The organism is Vibrio sp. QJM3NY_21 (assembly GCF_057785975.1).
Genome location: NZ_CM173514.1, coordinates 1,267,212 through 1,280,843 on the forward strand (window position 1 = coordinate 1,267,212; position 13,632 = coordinate 1,280,843).

The following is a 13,632-nucleotide window of genomic DNA, read 5'->3' on the forward strand; positions in this document are numbered from 1 at the left end:
TATAAGATCAATGATTAGCTTTTAGCCGCAGAATCCAGCACCGCAACGTCCACTACAGTGGCTACCGTCGCTACAGCCACTGTGACTCGCGGTGTTTGCTTGGCTTTTGCTTTGCTGTGTCTCTTCGCTAATAGCGTGTTGGTAACGCTCGCCACAACAATCAGGTTAATGCCAATCATCTGCTGAGTAGAAAACACATCATCAAAGAACAAACCCTGCCATAAGGCGCTAAACAGCATGTTAGTAAAAATCAGTGGTGCCAACTGGGAACCGCTATCTGCAAGCTTATAAGCCTTGGAGCGGAAAATTTGAGTATTGATGGTAAACAGTGCGAGTCCAAATGCACCAAGTCCAATCCAACGCAAGCCATCAAACGACAGCAAAGTCGTTAAAGCTCCATACACACTGTCCCCCTTAAGTATATCTGGTACAGCAGAAACAGAAGTAAACACGAGCATAGGTATAACGAGTATTGCTGCGACTAAAAAGGTCCATGCGTTAAGCTCTGCTGGTGTCAGGCTGGTTTTAGATGCTCGGTACAGACTCACTTGCGAGCCAGAATTAAACACACCCGCTAGAAGTCCAAGCAATAGCGCAGGTCTAAAGAACTCCGAACCAAACTCAAACTGCGACCAATCCCCTGCCATCATCACTACGCCGAAGAATGTAATTGCTAAACATGCGATAGTCGTTGTATGAATCTTGGTTCCGAATATTAATTTTTCTAACAATGGAATAAACAGAGGCCCCGTACTGAATAACACCACACCTTCAACCAGCGTTAAGGTTTGTAGTGAAGTAAGGAAACACCACTGACACGCCACCATAAAGATCGCCCGCATCACTAAAGGTTTCCACATATCGAGTGAAGGTTTCGTTATTTTGTAGAACATCAAGAATAAGAATAAGAACAGACTGGGTAACAAAAAACGCACAAAACTGAGTAACGAGATTGGCATCACTTCAGATAGATACTTGGCCATCAAGCCACTCAAAGACAAACTGAACGTCGACAACAACATGAAAGTCGTCGCCTTGGTAATATCAGACATAATTATCACCTCCTATGACACCTATTTTAGAAGCGTGACGTGATGAAAAATAGCGAGTAATATTAACCATAACTGTAAGGAAAACTTACCAATGAAGAAACTCGTCCCGCTTAAATCCGTTTATGCTTTCATTGCTGTTGCTGAAACCGGCAGTATGACCGACGCTGCTCGAGTGTTGTATGTCAGTCATTCTGCAGTAAGCCAAGCCATCAAATCACTAGAGCTACTGGTTAATAAACCGCTATTTCAGCGAGTAGGTCGTCGTGTTGTTCTTAATGCCGCCGGTAAGCGATATTATCGAAAGGTCGCGCCCGCACTTGAGCAAGTGATAGAAGCCACCGAAGAGCTTGCCAGAACGCCTAACGATCACCGTATCACTCTCAACATGGTGAACTCACTCGCGATGCACTGGTGGATCCCTCGAGTCCCCGAATTCCAAGCATTTGCTCCCTCACTTGATATCCGTATTTCGACATTAACCGGCCCTTTCGATATCGAACAAGAAGGTGTCGATATTGCCCTCGTACATGGCAAGCCAAACGAATGGGAACAATATTACAGCGAAAAGCTCGGCGACGATGACCTGGTCTTGGTGTGCAGCCCTGCTCTATTGAAAAACCAGACCGGATTAAACGTCCAGCAACTCGTCAAACAAAACCCGACCATTGGCGTTTTTAACCTCAGGCGACAACACGACTGGCAAGTCTGGTGCGACAATTACCAAATCCCAATGCCCACATTCCATAGCAATCTAACGTTTGATGTCTCTATTCAAGCGGTTCAAGCTGCAATTCGTTCGTTAGGCGTATTGGTTACGCATCGCTTGTTTGTGAAAGATGACATCAGCCATGGGATGCTAGTGGAGTTGGGCGAACCCGTCGCGAATCCACACCAAGATTTCTATTTTGTTTGCCCAAAAAACAAATTAAAACAAGAAAGTGTGCTAAAACTGAGAACATGGTTGAGGCATGAATTCACACGCTCAGAGACAACACTGAGCGATGTTATTCAAGAGTAAGACCAAACTATCAATCCATACAGCGAGTAACAGCTCATCAAGCTTACAAGAGGCCATTATGATTATTACCACCACTCAATCTGTTGAAGGCAAACGCATTGTCGATTACAAAGGGGTTATCGCCGGAGAAGCCATTCTAGGGGTGAATGTTTTCAAAGATATGTTTTCAGGAATTCGTGACTTTGTGGGTGGACGTTCTGGCACCTACGAGAAAGAATTAGAAAAAGCACGCAACTACGCCTTCAAAGAGCTAGAACAAAAAGCCATTGAAGCAGGCGCGAACGCGGTTGTGGGCGTAGATATCGATTACGAGGTACTAGGAACGGGTAATGGCATGCTAATGGTATCGGCGAGCGGTACAGCGGTTGTCGTCGCTTAATCGCCTAGCCGCTCAATCGCTTAGTCACTTAGTCACTTAGTCACTTAAGATCTCAACACATGAGCACTTGAGCACTTAATCTATTAGGATACTGAGCAATCAGGCAGCCTAATGAAAACTCGTTCCAACCCTTTGATGATTAGCCGCCAGAGGGTTAGAACGGTTTTAAGCTGACACTTAGCTTGATGTTACTGGTGCAACCTTTTGCCCTGAGAGCATGTCATCAAACGAGGCAACTCTCGACAAGAAGGCACCTTTATTTTCAGGTAAGATAGAACTCGCTAAAGGTAAGTTCGCTTTCATCGAATCCACAGCTCTTCCTCGCACCAGTACTTCAAAATGCAAATGCGGCCCGGTTACGCGACCAGTCGTGCCTGACAACGCAATTTTCTGCCCACGCTTAACCTGTTGCCCCTTCTTAACCAAGAATCGGCTCAAATGCAGATAGCGAGTTTTGTAAACACTGTTATGTTCAATCACTATGTATTTCCCCGCATACGGGTGGTTACGAATAGCAATAACTCGACCGTCACCGGTTGAATAAACTGGCGAACCTACAGGTGTTGCGAAGTCAGTACCATTATGTGGAGATATACGTCCGGTCACTGGGTGCTTACGGTACGGGTTAAATGGCGAAGTAATTCTTCGGAATTGTTTGTCTATTGGGTAGCGATTGAACGCTTGCTCAAGGCTGTTACCCTCTCTGTCGTAGAAGCGTCCATCTGGAGCAAGAAACGCGGCCACTTCCTTACCTCGTAACGTAATCGATATGCCTTGGACCTCTGTTTTTCCTGTTAGATGGTCGCCTGTGTATTGCTCATTGACCAACACATTAAACTCATCGCCCGCTCTTAACTGCTTTGAGAAGTTAATCTTGTCTTTTAACGTTCGAGTAATATTGGCTATCTGGGCGGTTGTTAATCCCGCTTTGTATGCTGACGTTGAAAAACTGCCATGAACGGTGCCCTTATAGAGCTTTTCTTTCCATTTGCCAGGCATTTCATGGAATTGGTAATTAAAGCTTCCATCATCATTTTTAGTGAAGACAGCTTGCTCTACGAGACTTTCATGGAAAATCAGCTCTACGAGTTGTTTAGAGTCACTATCCAAAAGCAACTCTAGATGATCGCCAGGCTTTATTGTATCGAGCTTCAAAGACTCAAGATCCGCTTCCATCACTTTTTGAACTGTCTCATAAGGCAGTTTCCATGACGAAAATATGTTGCTGAGCGTATCTCCAACCTTCACGAAATAATGAACTTTTATCAACGTTCTTGAGCTTGCCTCTGAATCTGTATATGAGTTTGATGCCCCCTCTTGATGAGTTAATAAATCTTTATAAGGGGTGACTTGAATTGAGATTTCTTCTGGTGCTTCGGATTGAAAATGGAGCAAAACGGAAAGCGAGAATGCACTGATAGCGATCACGATCAGGCCAATAGGGAGGAACTTCATAAAATACTTAGCGGTTATAACAAGGAACTTGGTAAGTGTTATAACATAACAATTAATTCAAAAAAATAAACGAAATGTAAGAAACCGTTCCACAAAAGTTGCCAAAATATGGTGGGCGTGTGAAGCCCACCACCTTAAGTGACATTACTCTTCACAAAGCGCTTCAAAACGATCTAAGCCGCGCAGCATCTCAAAGTCTGGCTCTTCAGCTAGCAACTCTCTCATTGAACCACTCGCTTCAATAGAACGCTCTAAGTCATCGATAGCCTGACCTTCTGCTCCTAACCTTGCATACGAACAAGCACGTTGATACAAGGCGTGGGCATTTTGGTCATCCACTTCTAACACGCGGTTACATAGGCTCATTGCCCAGTGGTATTCCTGCATATCCATCGCAGCATCCGCTTTATAGGTCAACGCTTCTAAATCACCCGGACGAACCTTCAATATCTCATCGTAAATTTCAATCTTCTGCTCGGCGGTTTGAGCGTTTTGCGCTCTGAGCCATAAATTGTGAATCTCATTGATGATTTCGATTTCTCGGTTGTTCTCTGAGATAATTCTGGTCTTACGCTTAAGATCCCTTTCAAGAACATTGAATTTCTTCTCGTAGTCTTGGGCTATCGAATTAAGTCGCTGGTCAGCCATTTCTTTGGTGGTGTGTTTGAGGTCTTTCAGTGATTGCCAACCAACCAATGCAATAAGAGAAGCAACACCCGCAATAATGTAGAAGAAATACGTGACCGTGACATTGGCATAATTCAATGACTTATCGGCGACTGTAAGCTCACGATCGGTCATCTGAATGGTCAAGCGCCTTTCCAGATCTTGCTGTTCCATTCGCAACTGCTTCAACTCATCTAAGATGTAGCGTTCCATCAATGGTCGGTCTACATACTCTTTCTCTGAGTATTTAACCTCCTCGCTTGCAAAGCTCATGGTCGCGACCAGTGATAACACTGCAATCAATAGGGTTCGAAGCATTTATACATTCCTTATATATTTAATCTTTGTTAACTGTATCTCTTAATCGCAAGACAAGCTAGAAAGTTGGCAATTCTGCCTTCTCCTTATTGGAATTAACACTCTAAAACATCATTGATTATTATAAAACACCTGAAGCAACATCATTAATTTCTAAATTATAAAAATACCGCGTAATACTGTTCTATATAATTAATTCGCGATGCGAATATACCAAGAGTTGATTTATTGCATCGAGATGAATCTTATATTAATAACGATCAGAGCGAGGTTAATTTGAACAATCCACGATACGATTTAATGAGCCGGGTACTGCACTGGGTCATGGCATCTGTCATCATCTATGCAACAGTCGCAGGGTATGTGATGCACTATGTTACCAGCCATCCAGAGCTATTTTCTTTTCTGTCAGTGCTCAACATGTCATTGGCGACCATTGCGACGCCATTATTCGTGGTTCGTTATGTCTGGAGCCACTTCCGGTCATCACCAACCATGCCACTGTCTGTACCTGAAGGGCAAAAATGCGTTGCTAAACTTGCTCACTCCCTGATGTATCTAGTGATGTTTATGGTTTTCAGCACCGGTTATTTGATGCTGAAAGAACCTTATTCGTTATTCTGGTTAGTGATCGTGAATAACCCAATTACCGATCCTGCAATCAACGGCTTCTTTTTCTATTTACATCGTGCCAGTTGTATTGCACTAGCCTGTTTAGTTGTTCTTCATGTTTGTGCTGCACTTAAACACCACTTTGTCTCTAGGAACTATGTATTGAAGATGATGATTTAAATTTTGGAGGGATATTTAAGTAATATAAGTGATGTTCTCAGTATTCGAGGTAATCATCTGCTTTAAAAAATTCAGCATGGTTTACACAAACAAAAAAGCCATAGCATGTTTCGCTATGGCTTTCTTATTTCAATTTGATTACTTGGTTTGGGTATCAAGCATCACTTGCCAGTATTCACATTTGGCCAAGAACTCTTTTAAATATAGCTCTGGGTTCGCAAGCTTCTCACCGCCTTTAACATCAGCCCCAGTCACTAGCCAAAAGCCACGAGTTACCAAGTTTCGGTGGTAAATAAAATCGTTGAGTTCATTGGCTTTCAAAGGAAGTTGCTCACCAAACGTCTGTTCGTATAGGCTCAGCATAGAGGCTTGCTCACTTGGCTTTTCCCTTAAAAAGGTATCCAAATCCAAGCCTAGTGGCTGCTGTTGTTCCTTTGGCAGTGCTTTAGCTAATCTAGAGATAACACTGAACAGAGCCAACTCAACTTTTTGAGACGCTAATAACGATGCCCCTAAAAGCGCATGTTCATTGGAAATGTGTTGCTCTGTTGATGAAACGGTTGCTGTTGTCACTGTGTTAACCTCAAATAATCATAACGGGTGTTACTGAACTGGATAGAATCTTTTCACTAAGCTGAATCTTATTCTTGTCATTAAGAAGAATCTTACAGTTAAGCTGAGTCTTGTAGCTAAGCAAAGTCTTACAGCTAAGCAGAGTCTTTTAGCAGAACGCGGTCAGCATCAATAATGGTGAAGCCCGATGCATCTTCATTCTTTTCGACTTGCACTAAACCTTTAAAACCAACCTGCGACAACTTCTTCGCAAGGTGATCCGGTGCTGTTTCAAAAACAACATTCATAAAAGGTAAATACTCAGCATCAACAAAACCATGCTCGTTAAACAGTTCCATTGCTTGAGATAAATGGTCTGAGTCGGTTAATTCGATAATTTCTACAACTTCTTCCAACAACATTTTCGATTCCATATTCGCCAGAAAGTGACTGACACAAGCACTTACGTTTTGCTCGCATACATCCCGATGCACGAAGACACCCCTTTAGTAGTAGGGAGATCATAACATATTAATAATCGAAAAATATGTTTAATTTCCCTAACCTCTTGGGAGTATTAGAAAACAATAGAAACTGGTGAAGCATAGACAAAGCCAATTTATCTTATCGAAAGCAACAGCCTAAATTTGAGGCAATCAGGCTACCGTAACTTGGGAATCGCCCGTTTCGACAATCGATTCATTCAACAACCCTGCGTAAATTCCATTGTATGCCACCAGCTGTTGATGATTACCTTGCTCAACAATTTCACCCTTTTCCAATACCAGAATCGTATCCGAGTGACGAACGGTACTCAAACGGTGCGCAATCGCAATCACGGTTTTTTCCTTAAACAGACGCTGCATCGCTTTTTGGATGAGGTCTTCGGTGATTGAATCTACCGAACTGGTCGCCTCATCAAGCATCATCAATTGACCACCCTGTGCAACCGCTCGTGCGAACGAAATAAGCTGCGTTTGCCCCACAGACAAATTGGAGCCGTTCTTTTCCAAGTGGAAGTCATAACCTTGTGGCAATTGTTCAATAAACTTATCGGCATAAACATAGCGCGCTGCCTGCTCAACCTCAGTTCTAGATAAATGCGTTTTACCCAGCGCGATATTGAATTGGATTGTCTCTTCAAATAAGTGCACGTCTTGCATCATCATTGAGAACAAATGAGCAGAGTCTTCGCTTGAGATCTGCGATAGCTCTATTCCATTCAGTAGAATGCTGCCTTCATAGTCTTGGTAGGTTTTAGAGATTAGACGCAGAATTGTCGACTTGCCCGATCCCGTAGAACCCACAAGCGCGATTTGATGCCCTTTCTCCAATACAAACGAAACATTCTTTAGAACGTAGGGAGAGTCGTCTTTGTAACGGAAGCTCACGTTCTTAAACTCCAGGCTCACAAACTGTTCGAGCTGTTTTTCAACCTTGCTCGATGGCAGCAGGTTACGCCCTTCCTCTTCAGTCGACTCAACAAACAGCTCTTCAATATGGTCAAACGCTGCAAATGAACTCTGAATCGAAGCAATCTGCGACGTAAAGTCACGGATCGGAACAAACACTTTTTCTAAGGTGTTGATGAACGCAATTAGCACACCCAAGGTGAGTGCCCCTTCTATCACTTGCTCAGAGCCATACCAGATCATAATTGCGATCGTGATTGAGGTAATGCCCGAGATAAACGAGAACAAAATCGCATCGTATTTATTGATTTTCTTCTGTGCTCTCAGAAACTCATCAGTATAGCCTTGGTAGCGTTGTTCGACTTGCTCTTCAGCTCGATACATCTGAACCGTTTTCATACCAAATAAGACTTCTTGTAAAAAGCCAATACCACGAGCGAGCGAAGAACGAGTCACCTTATATAAAGCGCGAAGTCGGTTTCTCACATACACCGTCAAATACATCACTGGCGGCATAATGATCAATACAATCATCGTTAACTGCCAATCAATGAAGAACATCATCACCAACAGAGCAATGGTATTGATGCTGTCTTTAACTAGACCTACAACCGACTGAACAAATGTCTCGCCGATGGTTTCCAAGTCACTGGTTAATCGTGAAAGTGTTACGCCAATCGGTGTGTTATCAAAATAGCTGCGTGGCAATTTAAGCACGCGAGCAAACAACACTGAACGCATGTCGGTTATCGTATATTGACCTGTTTTACGCAGGTTGTATGAATAGATAGTATCCACCACATAACTCGCCACCAGAACTGCGACTAGATAGAAAACGTACTCGAGCAATCCATCCATATCCCCATGGCTCAGGTGTACATCAATCACTTGAATGATCAGCCAAGGAAACAATAAGCTTGTAATGACAGAGAGCGGAAGCATAGCGATGCCCAGAATCGCAGAACCTTTGTATTTCTTAGCAAACTTAAAAAAGTGCTTGAGGTACTTGAGATCAACGCCTTTTAACATGCTGCTGCCTCCGTTTCATTCTGCTGTAGTTGCCATGTATCGTAATAGTAATCACAGGTTTTCAATAACGTGGCGTGGTCGCCCTTCGCGATCACTTTACCTTCGTTCAACACGATGATTTCATCCATATATTCAAGGGCATTAACGCGGTGTGAAACCACAAGTACTGACTGATTTTCCAAGCGCTTAAACAGGCCTTCCAAGATCTTTCGTTCTGTTTCATAGTCGACGGCCGATAGAACGTTATCCATGATGATCAGATCGATGGGTTGTAATAAAGCGCGAGCAATACTTAAACGCTGCTTCTGACCGCCTGACAACATGATCCCTTTCTCACCGACTAAGGTTTGGTCACCATGCTCAAAACGAGTAACGTCACTCGCCAACTGGCTGAGCTCAAGCACTTCATCAACCTGACTCTTTGCCAAGTCAGTATCTAAGCTACCAAAGCGGATATTATCTTCGACGGTTGCTGAAAACAGGAAAGGGTCTTGAGTCACGGTTTTCACGTAACGGCGCAAGTCACTGCGTGAGAAGCTAGTGATATCCCTTTCGCCAAGGAAAACTGAACTTTCTGGTACATCCAAGTGATGGTTCAAGCAGTTCACTAATGTCGTTTTACCCGCTCCGATTCCACCAAGCACTCCGACTTTCTTACCAGCAGGAATATCAAAGCTGATGTCATCAAGAATCACACGCTCTTCACCCGAATAGCTGAAGCTGAGATTGCGAACGGAAAACGTTTTTCCCTTTAGCGATTCAACATCTAACTCCGTGAGCTTATCTTCATCAAGCTCGGGAACTTTGGCGTTAAGAATAGTCTGTGCACTCTGAATACCTACCATGCCACGCTGATAAATGGTCGCGATTCTGCCAAGCTGCATCAATGGCATAGCCAGTAAAACCGAGTAAGTTAGGAAAGCAGTAATCTCACCGAGGGTTAGCTCTTGTCTCATTAACATGTAGCCACCAAGCCCAAGAATGATGATTTTCATCAGGTCATTGGCGTAGTCGAGTACCGGCATAAAGAAGACTTGAATACGTGTGATTTTAAGGCGGCACTCAAGCAATAACTGGTTAAGCTTTTCAGTTTCGGTTTTCACCCAAGGTGACATCTGCTGGCTCTTAATCAAATCAATCCCAGACAGGTAACTCATTAGCTGAGCAGACAAGTTTTGTAGACGTTTCATGTGCTCTAAATGCAGTGTTTTCATACGCTTGAAGCCCACACGGAAAATCACAAAAGCGATTGAGATAGGAATGATCGAATACAGTGTGAGTTCTGGCGATATGCGCCACATGTAAAGAGGCGTCAACGACAACGCAAGCAACGCATTAAAGAACTGCAAGAAGCCGACACCAAACAGCAGTCGGATACCACTAAGGTCGTTGTTGATAATCGAGATGAGTCGACCCGAAGCAAAACGTTCATGAAAGCTGCTCGGTAAGCGATTCAGCTTTTGTAGAAGTGTACTTTTGAGCGCTGCTTCTGTAATTCGCCCCGGATTAAGCGCATAGATACGAGACAGAATTCTCACCACCACCATGGCGACAGACATGCCGACTACAATCCAAACATAGCTTTGCAGCTGCTGATGGCCAGTTGAAGAAGCGTCATCAATCAAATCTATCGCCAATTGGATATAACGAGGGATCTCTACTTGTAACCAGTTGACGAGAAAAATGAAAACTATTGCCAACAAATAAGAATTGCGATTCATACGCAAATAGTGGGCAATAAACTGTCTTTTATTCATGGAATTCTTTGTTTAGGGCAGGCTCACAGGGAGAACTAGCGATATGACCGGGCAGCTAGCTAGATAGGGTCATCACTGAGCTAAAGATACATTAAAGTTACTTAGTTGACAATATCAACCATATTCAATAATTAATTACCGCTATTACATTTTAGCATCGCTAGAAACAACTTTGCCGCCAAAAGTGGCGGCAAATAAATAACTTAACAGGCTTGTACTGATAAAGGCTAAAGCATCTCTTTGGCAATTAAATGCAGCAAAAAGGTTTCACGTTCAATGCTCATGCCCTTCTTAGAGCTCTCAGCCATGGTTTTTTCGTTGTGAGCGATCGCTTCATGGATATTCATCCACACCGGTTTCATCCCGTTTTTCACTTCATAATCTTCGTAAGCCGTTTCACCAAGCTCACGATCAATCTTGCATGAGTAGCAGTAAGAAATCATGTGCATCATATCTGCATCGTCTTTATACCAAGGACGGAACTCTTCAAAAATGCCAAACGGCTTAATGCTATGGATATTCTTCGCGCCTGTCTCTTCTTCGAGTTCACGCACCATACCAGCAATCACATCTTCACCTTCATCCAAACCACCACCAGGAATGGTGTAGTCGTGATAACGCTCTGTATAGAGCATCAGAATGTCTTCACCATCTAATACAATGGCGCGGGCAGCATTACGCTTGTATACCGTTTTATTGTCTAGATGATCGATATCAGGGTGGATGGTGGTTTTTAGGTGTCTCATGATTCTGACTGCTCTACTGAATTTGGCGGCATCATATCATAATCATCAATAGATTCGAGGTTCTCCGTCCCCCACAAGAACACATACCCTCTGCTTTTGATCGCTGTTCGCCCACGGCTATCGAGTCAAAACAACCATCAAGTAGCGCCTTATTGACGGAGGCTGTTCCTTTTATAACATCAGCTATGCCAGCCTGATCAAACACTCAAAAAGCACTTAAAAATAGCGAAATATCAACCTATTTCAATATCTTGACCAAATTAGGACAACCTTTTCTGAAATCTAAAATATACTAATTTCATAGAGCTTCTCATTTGGTTCTGTAGAACTTAACGCATTCGATTATAGAGTTATCACGTAGGAGATAGACATGAAGAAAATTGGTTTGATGGCTGTATGTGCCGTTGTATTAGGCGGTTGTGCAAACGACTATGCAGAATATAGCGAAGGCCAACGTGTTTCAGTCGCTAACCCAGCAGCGGTTTATTGTGTTCAACAGGACGGTGAATTAGACACGGTTACTGAAAACAATCAGCGTACAACTTACTGTGTATTCGATGACGGTGAACGTATCGAGCAATGGGAGTACTACCGCAATAACCATGAGCAAGAAACTGAAAAGTAATAACTTCTATTACAAGTTTCCAATATCAAAGCTTTAAAACCCTCCCCCTAAAAATTCAATTATGTTACGTAAACTGCCTGCCATAAGGCAGCGGTTTACCGTACACACACCAATTGAACACTGTTTTATTCCTGACATAACTCTGACATAGCGCTAACCGAGGCCGATAGAATGCCTGCCCGTTACAAATATTTACACATCGAATTACTATGAAAAGCCAATCTAAAACCAATGAACAAACTCCAATGTCGTTTGAACTGCCAGAGTTCACCCTTTCCCAATCGACATCTCAAGTGATTTACAAACGATGCCAAACAGCTCTCGTTGTTTTAGCGATAGGCATTGTCGCAAACCTTGCACTTCGAATTGATTTTGTATTGCTAAATGGCAATGTTGGTGAGGTCTCGGCGACCGAGATGCTGCAACAGTTACTGCTTATCGTGACATCTGGCTCTTTTGCTTATTTAGCAAGAGAGAGGCGCGAAGTTAAGCACGCAGCTCTTCTTATCAGCGCATTCTTCGCAGTGTTGTTCATTCGTGAAATGGATTTTTGGTTCGACAAGATCGTACATGGTGCATGGGTTGTCCCTGCCCTATTGGTTGCTGGCAGTGCAATTTTCTATGCGATTAAGAATGGTAAAAGAACCATTGATCAGCTTGCGCTTATTCTTGCCTCCCCACACATGAACTTACTCGTTACTGGCGTAATGCTACTGTTGGTGTTCTCTCGTCTATTTGGCATGGGCAGCTTTTGGCACAATGTTATGGGCGATGATTATGTGCGCGTGGTTAAAAACATCGCAGAAGAAGGCACTGAACTTTTGGCTTACTGCCTGATTGCGTTTGCGAGCTTAAAGACCGTTATTGGCATCACGAGAAAGAAATAAACATCTATCGCCACCAGCGATGTGTGTGATCCGATTCTGGGTCTAAATAACGATTCAATAAAGTCAGGTTAGTATCGAGTAATGCTAGGTACTCCCTGACTTTTTTTATGTCGGTACCCACTGAAGTCTGCTGGATACAGCGCTCCAATACTGGGAGTAAGCTGTCGACGATGTCAAAATGAGGCACCCCCTCTACTAACGCCTTTACCGCTATCAATGCCTCCAACGACAGTCTTTTAGGCTCCCTCCTAACTAACTCCAAATCTCGCTTGAATGTGCCCGCAGAAACACCTTCAAGATAAACTCGATAGGTTGTCAGCACATCCATCAACAGAAACAATTGCCCTTGAGTATTTTGATGAGGATATGGCACCGCAACATGAGCTTCTAGCTGAGGATCGACTTGTAGTTCCACCCCAAGTGCAGAGCACTTCTCAACCAAAACCTTAAGCAAGCCTTGTTCGTCCATGAGCGATTGGATCTCGAAAATACGTTGTAAATGGTAGTCATTCGAAACAAACGTCACCTTCACACTCTGCCCACGGGTAAACAGTCCACTTTCAATCATCTCTGAAGCTAAGTTCTGAATGTTCTCAACCGTATTTGTCGAGTTCTGCTCAAGCAAAATCGCCCCCAAGGAAAACGGATATTCTCGCTGGCTTTCCAGAATTCGAAAATACTGGTGCATTGCATCCGCTTCAGAGGTGGTTTGACCTTTTGTCACCCCGCCACAAAATGCAACACCCGTTTTCTGAATAGGCTCTTCTGCCAAAGGCCCCGCCAGATACTCCACCAAAGCATCAACTCGACTGATGCCTTCATCAGTCAATTTATTCCCATTAAGTCGCTTACCTAGCACAATAAGGAGGTGATTAATGCTCATTTTATGTTCAAGTCTCGTTTTAGTGATTAGATGGAGTGAATTATGTATACAATAGTTCTTA

The 13,632-nt window shown here is 43.3% G+C and carries 14 protein-coding genes; 5 read left to right on the forward strand and 9 right to left on the reverse strand.

Annotated elements, in window-relative coordinates:
- Nucleotides 1-14 precede the first annotated feature (14 nt).
- Entirely contained in the window at nucleotides 15-1,052 is a 1,038-nt protein-coding gene (locus AC3CID_RS21155) for a DMT family transporter (RefSeq protein WP_488527396.1), read from the reverse strand.
- 91 nt (nucleotides 1,053-1,143) lie between these two features.
- On the opposite strand from AC3CID_RS21155, the gene AC3CID_RS21160 reads away from it, so the two are divergent.
- A complete protein-coding gene (locus AC3CID_RS21160) occupies nucleotides 1,144-2,070 on the forward strand; it encodes a LysR substrate-binding domain-containing protein (RefSeq protein WP_146456112.1) in 927 nt (308 codons plus the stop codon).
- A gap of 58 nt (nucleotides 2,071-2,128) precedes the next feature.
- Nucleotides 2,129-2,449, forward strand: coding sequence for a heavy metal-binding domain-containing protein (locus tag AC3CID_RS21165; RefSeq protein WP_004730185.1), 321 nt, complete (start codon nucleotides 2,129-2,131; stop codon nucleotides 2,447-2,449).
- Between the two features lie 177 nt (nucleotides 2,450-2,626).
- Here AC3CID_RS21165 and AC3CID_RS21170 read toward each other — a convergent pair whose 3' ends face one another.
- Both AC3CID_RS21170 and AC3CID_RS21175 read right to left on the reverse strand, forming a co-directional pair.
- Nucleotides 2,627-3,904 carry a peptidoglycan DD-metalloendopeptidase family protein gene (locus AC3CID_RS21170; protein ID WP_488527397.1) on the reverse strand — a complete coding sequence of 426 codons (1,278 nt, stop codon included), beginning with the start codon at nucleotides 3,902-3,904 and terminating at the stop codon, nucleotides 2,627-2,629.
- A 144-nt stretch (nucleotides 3,905-4,048) separates the two neighbouring features.
- A complete protein-coding gene (locus AC3CID_RS21175) occupies nucleotides 4,049-4,888 on the reverse strand; it encodes a tetratricopeptide repeat protein (protein ID WP_054547066.1) in 840 nt (279 codons plus the stop codon).
- Between the two features lie 300 nt (nucleotides 4,889-5,188).
- Here AC3CID_RS21175 and AC3CID_RS21180 point away from each other — a divergent pair, with 300 nt between their 5' ends.
- Nucleotides 5,189-5,680: a cytochrome b gene (locus AC3CID_RS21180; RefSeq protein WP_081279975.1), complete on the forward strand. Its 492-nt coding sequence runs from the start codon at nucleotides 5,189-5,191 to the stop codon at nucleotides 5,678-5,680.
- 138 nt (nucleotides 5,681-5,818) lie between these two features.
- On the opposite strand, the gene AC3CID_RS21185 is transcribed toward AC3CID_RS21180, so the two are convergent.
- The 5 genes from AC3CID_RS21185 to AC3CID_RS21205 form a co-directional block, all read right to left on the reverse strand.
- Nucleotides 5,819-6,253 (reverse strand): hypothetical protein, encoded by a 435-nt coding sequence (locus AC3CID_RS21185; protein WP_488527398.1) that lies wholly within the window; start codon nucleotides 6,251-6,253, stop codon nucleotides 5,819-5,821.
- 134 nt (nucleotides 6,254-6,387) lie between these two features.
- On the reverse strand, nucleotides 6,388-6,654 hold the full coding sequence (locus AC3CID_RS21190) for a hypothetical protein (RefSeq protein WP_171328242.1): 267 nt from the start codon (nucleotides 6,652-6,654) through the stop codon (nucleotides 6,388-6,390).
- Between the two features lie 234 nt (nucleotides 6,655-6,888).
- Nucleotides 6,889-8,673: an ABC transporter ATP-binding protein gene (locus AC3CID_RS21195; RefSeq protein WP_171307954.1), complete on the reverse strand. Its 1,785-nt coding sequence runs from the start codon at nucleotides 8,671-8,673 to the stop codon at nucleotides 6,889-6,891.
- Nucleotides 8,667-10,430, reverse strand: coding sequence for an ABC transporter ATP-binding protein (locus AC3CID_RS21200; protein WP_171307955.1), 1,764 nt, complete (start codon nucleotides 10,428-10,430; stop codon nucleotides 8,667-8,669). The genes AC3CID_RS21195 and AC3CID_RS21200 overlap by 7 nt, the downstream gene beginning before the upstream one ends.
- A gap of 227 nt (nucleotides 10,431-10,657) precedes the next feature.
- Nucleotides 10,658-11,176 carry an NUDIX hydrolase gene (locus AC3CID_RS21205; RefSeq protein WP_065607757.1) on the reverse strand — a complete coding sequence of 173 codons (519 nt, stop codon included), beginning with the start codon at nucleotides 11,174-11,176 and terminating at the stop codon, nucleotides 10,658-10,660.
- 370 nt (nucleotides 11,177-11,546) lie between these two features.
- Here AC3CID_RS21205 and AC3CID_RS21210 point away from each other — a divergent pair, with 370 nt between their 5' ends.
- Both AC3CID_RS21210 and AC3CID_RS21215 read left to right on the forward strand, forming a co-directional pair.
- On the forward strand, nucleotides 11,547-11,801 hold the full coding sequence (locus AC3CID_RS21210; protein WP_017079683.1) for a putative hemolysin: 255 nt from the start codon (nucleotides 11,547-11,549) through the stop codon (nucleotides 11,799-11,801).
- Between the two features lie 209 nt (nucleotides 11,802-12,010).
- The gene (locus AC3CID_RS21215) at nucleotides 12,011-12,688 is read left to right on the forward strand and encodes a hypothetical protein (protein ID WP_171315733.1); all 678 of its coding nucleotides are present in this window, start codon (nucleotides 12,011-12,013) and stop codon (nucleotides 12,686-12,688) included.
- Between the two features lie 4 nt (nucleotides 12,689-12,692).
- Here AC3CID_RS21215 and AC3CID_RS21220 read toward each other — a convergent pair whose 3' ends face one another.
- On the reverse strand, nucleotides 12,693-13,571 hold the full coding sequence (locus AC3CID_RS21220; protein WP_488527399.1) for a YdcF family protein: 879 nt from the start codon (nucleotides 13,569-13,571) through the stop codon (nucleotides 12,693-12,695).
- Between the last annotated feature and the right edge of the window lie 61 nt (nucleotides 13,572-13,632).

Bases quoted from the DNA above. Each gene is read 5' to 3' on its own strand.
- AC3CID_RS21170 (WP_488527397.1), bottom strand. From the start codon at position 3,904: ATGAAGTTCCTCCCTATTGGCCTGATCGTGATCGCTATCAGTGCATTC.
- AC3CID_RS21220 (WP_488527399.1), bottom strand. From the start codon at position 13,571: ATGAGCATTAATCACCTCCTTATTGTGCTAGGTAAGCGACTTAATGGG.
- AC3CID_RS21180 (WP_081279975.1), top strand. From the start codon at position 5,189: ATGAGCCGGGTACTGCACTGGGTCATGGCATCTGTCATCATCTATGCA.
- AC3CID_RS21210 (WP_017079683.1), top strand. From the start codon at position 11,547: ATGAAGAAAATTGGTTTGATGGCTGTATGTGCCGTTGTATTAGGCGGT.
- AC3CID_RS21155 (WP_488527396.1), bottom strand. From the start codon at position 1,052: ATGTCTGATATTACCAAGGCGACGACTTTCATGTTGTTGTCGACGTTC.
- AC3CID_RS21160 (WP_146456112.1), top strand. From the start codon at position 1,144: ATGAAGAAACTCGTCCCGCTTAAATCCGTTTATGCTTTCATTGCTGTT.
- AC3CID_RS21200 (WP_171307955.1), bottom strand. From the start codon at position 10,430: ATGAATAAAAGACAGTTTATTGCCCACTATTTGCGTATGAATCGCAAT.
- AC3CID_RS21195 (WP_171307954.1), bottom strand. From the start codon at position 8,673: ATGTTAAAAGGCGTTGATCTCAAGTACCTCAAGCACTTTTTTAAGTTT.
- AC3CID_RS21190 (WP_171328242.1), bottom strand. From the start codon at position 6,654: ATGTTGTTGGAAGAAGTTGTAGAAATTATCGAATTAACCGACTCAGAC.
- AC3CID_RS21205 (WP_065607757.1), bottom strand. From the start codon at position 11,176: ATGAGACACCTAAAAACCACCATCCACCCTGATATCGATCATCTAGAC.
- AC3CID_RS21165 (WP_004730185.1), top strand. From the start codon at position 2,129: ATGATTATTACCACCACTCAATCTGTTGAAGGCAAACGCATTGTCGAT.
- AC3CID_RS21215 (WP_171315733.1), top strand. From the start codon at position 12,011: ATGAAAAGCCAATCTAAAACCAATGAACAAACTCCAATGTCGTTTGAA.
- AC3CID_RS21175 (WP_054547066.1), bottom strand. From the start codon at position 4,888: ATGCTTCGAACCCTATTGATTGCAGTGTTATCACTGGTCGCGACCATG.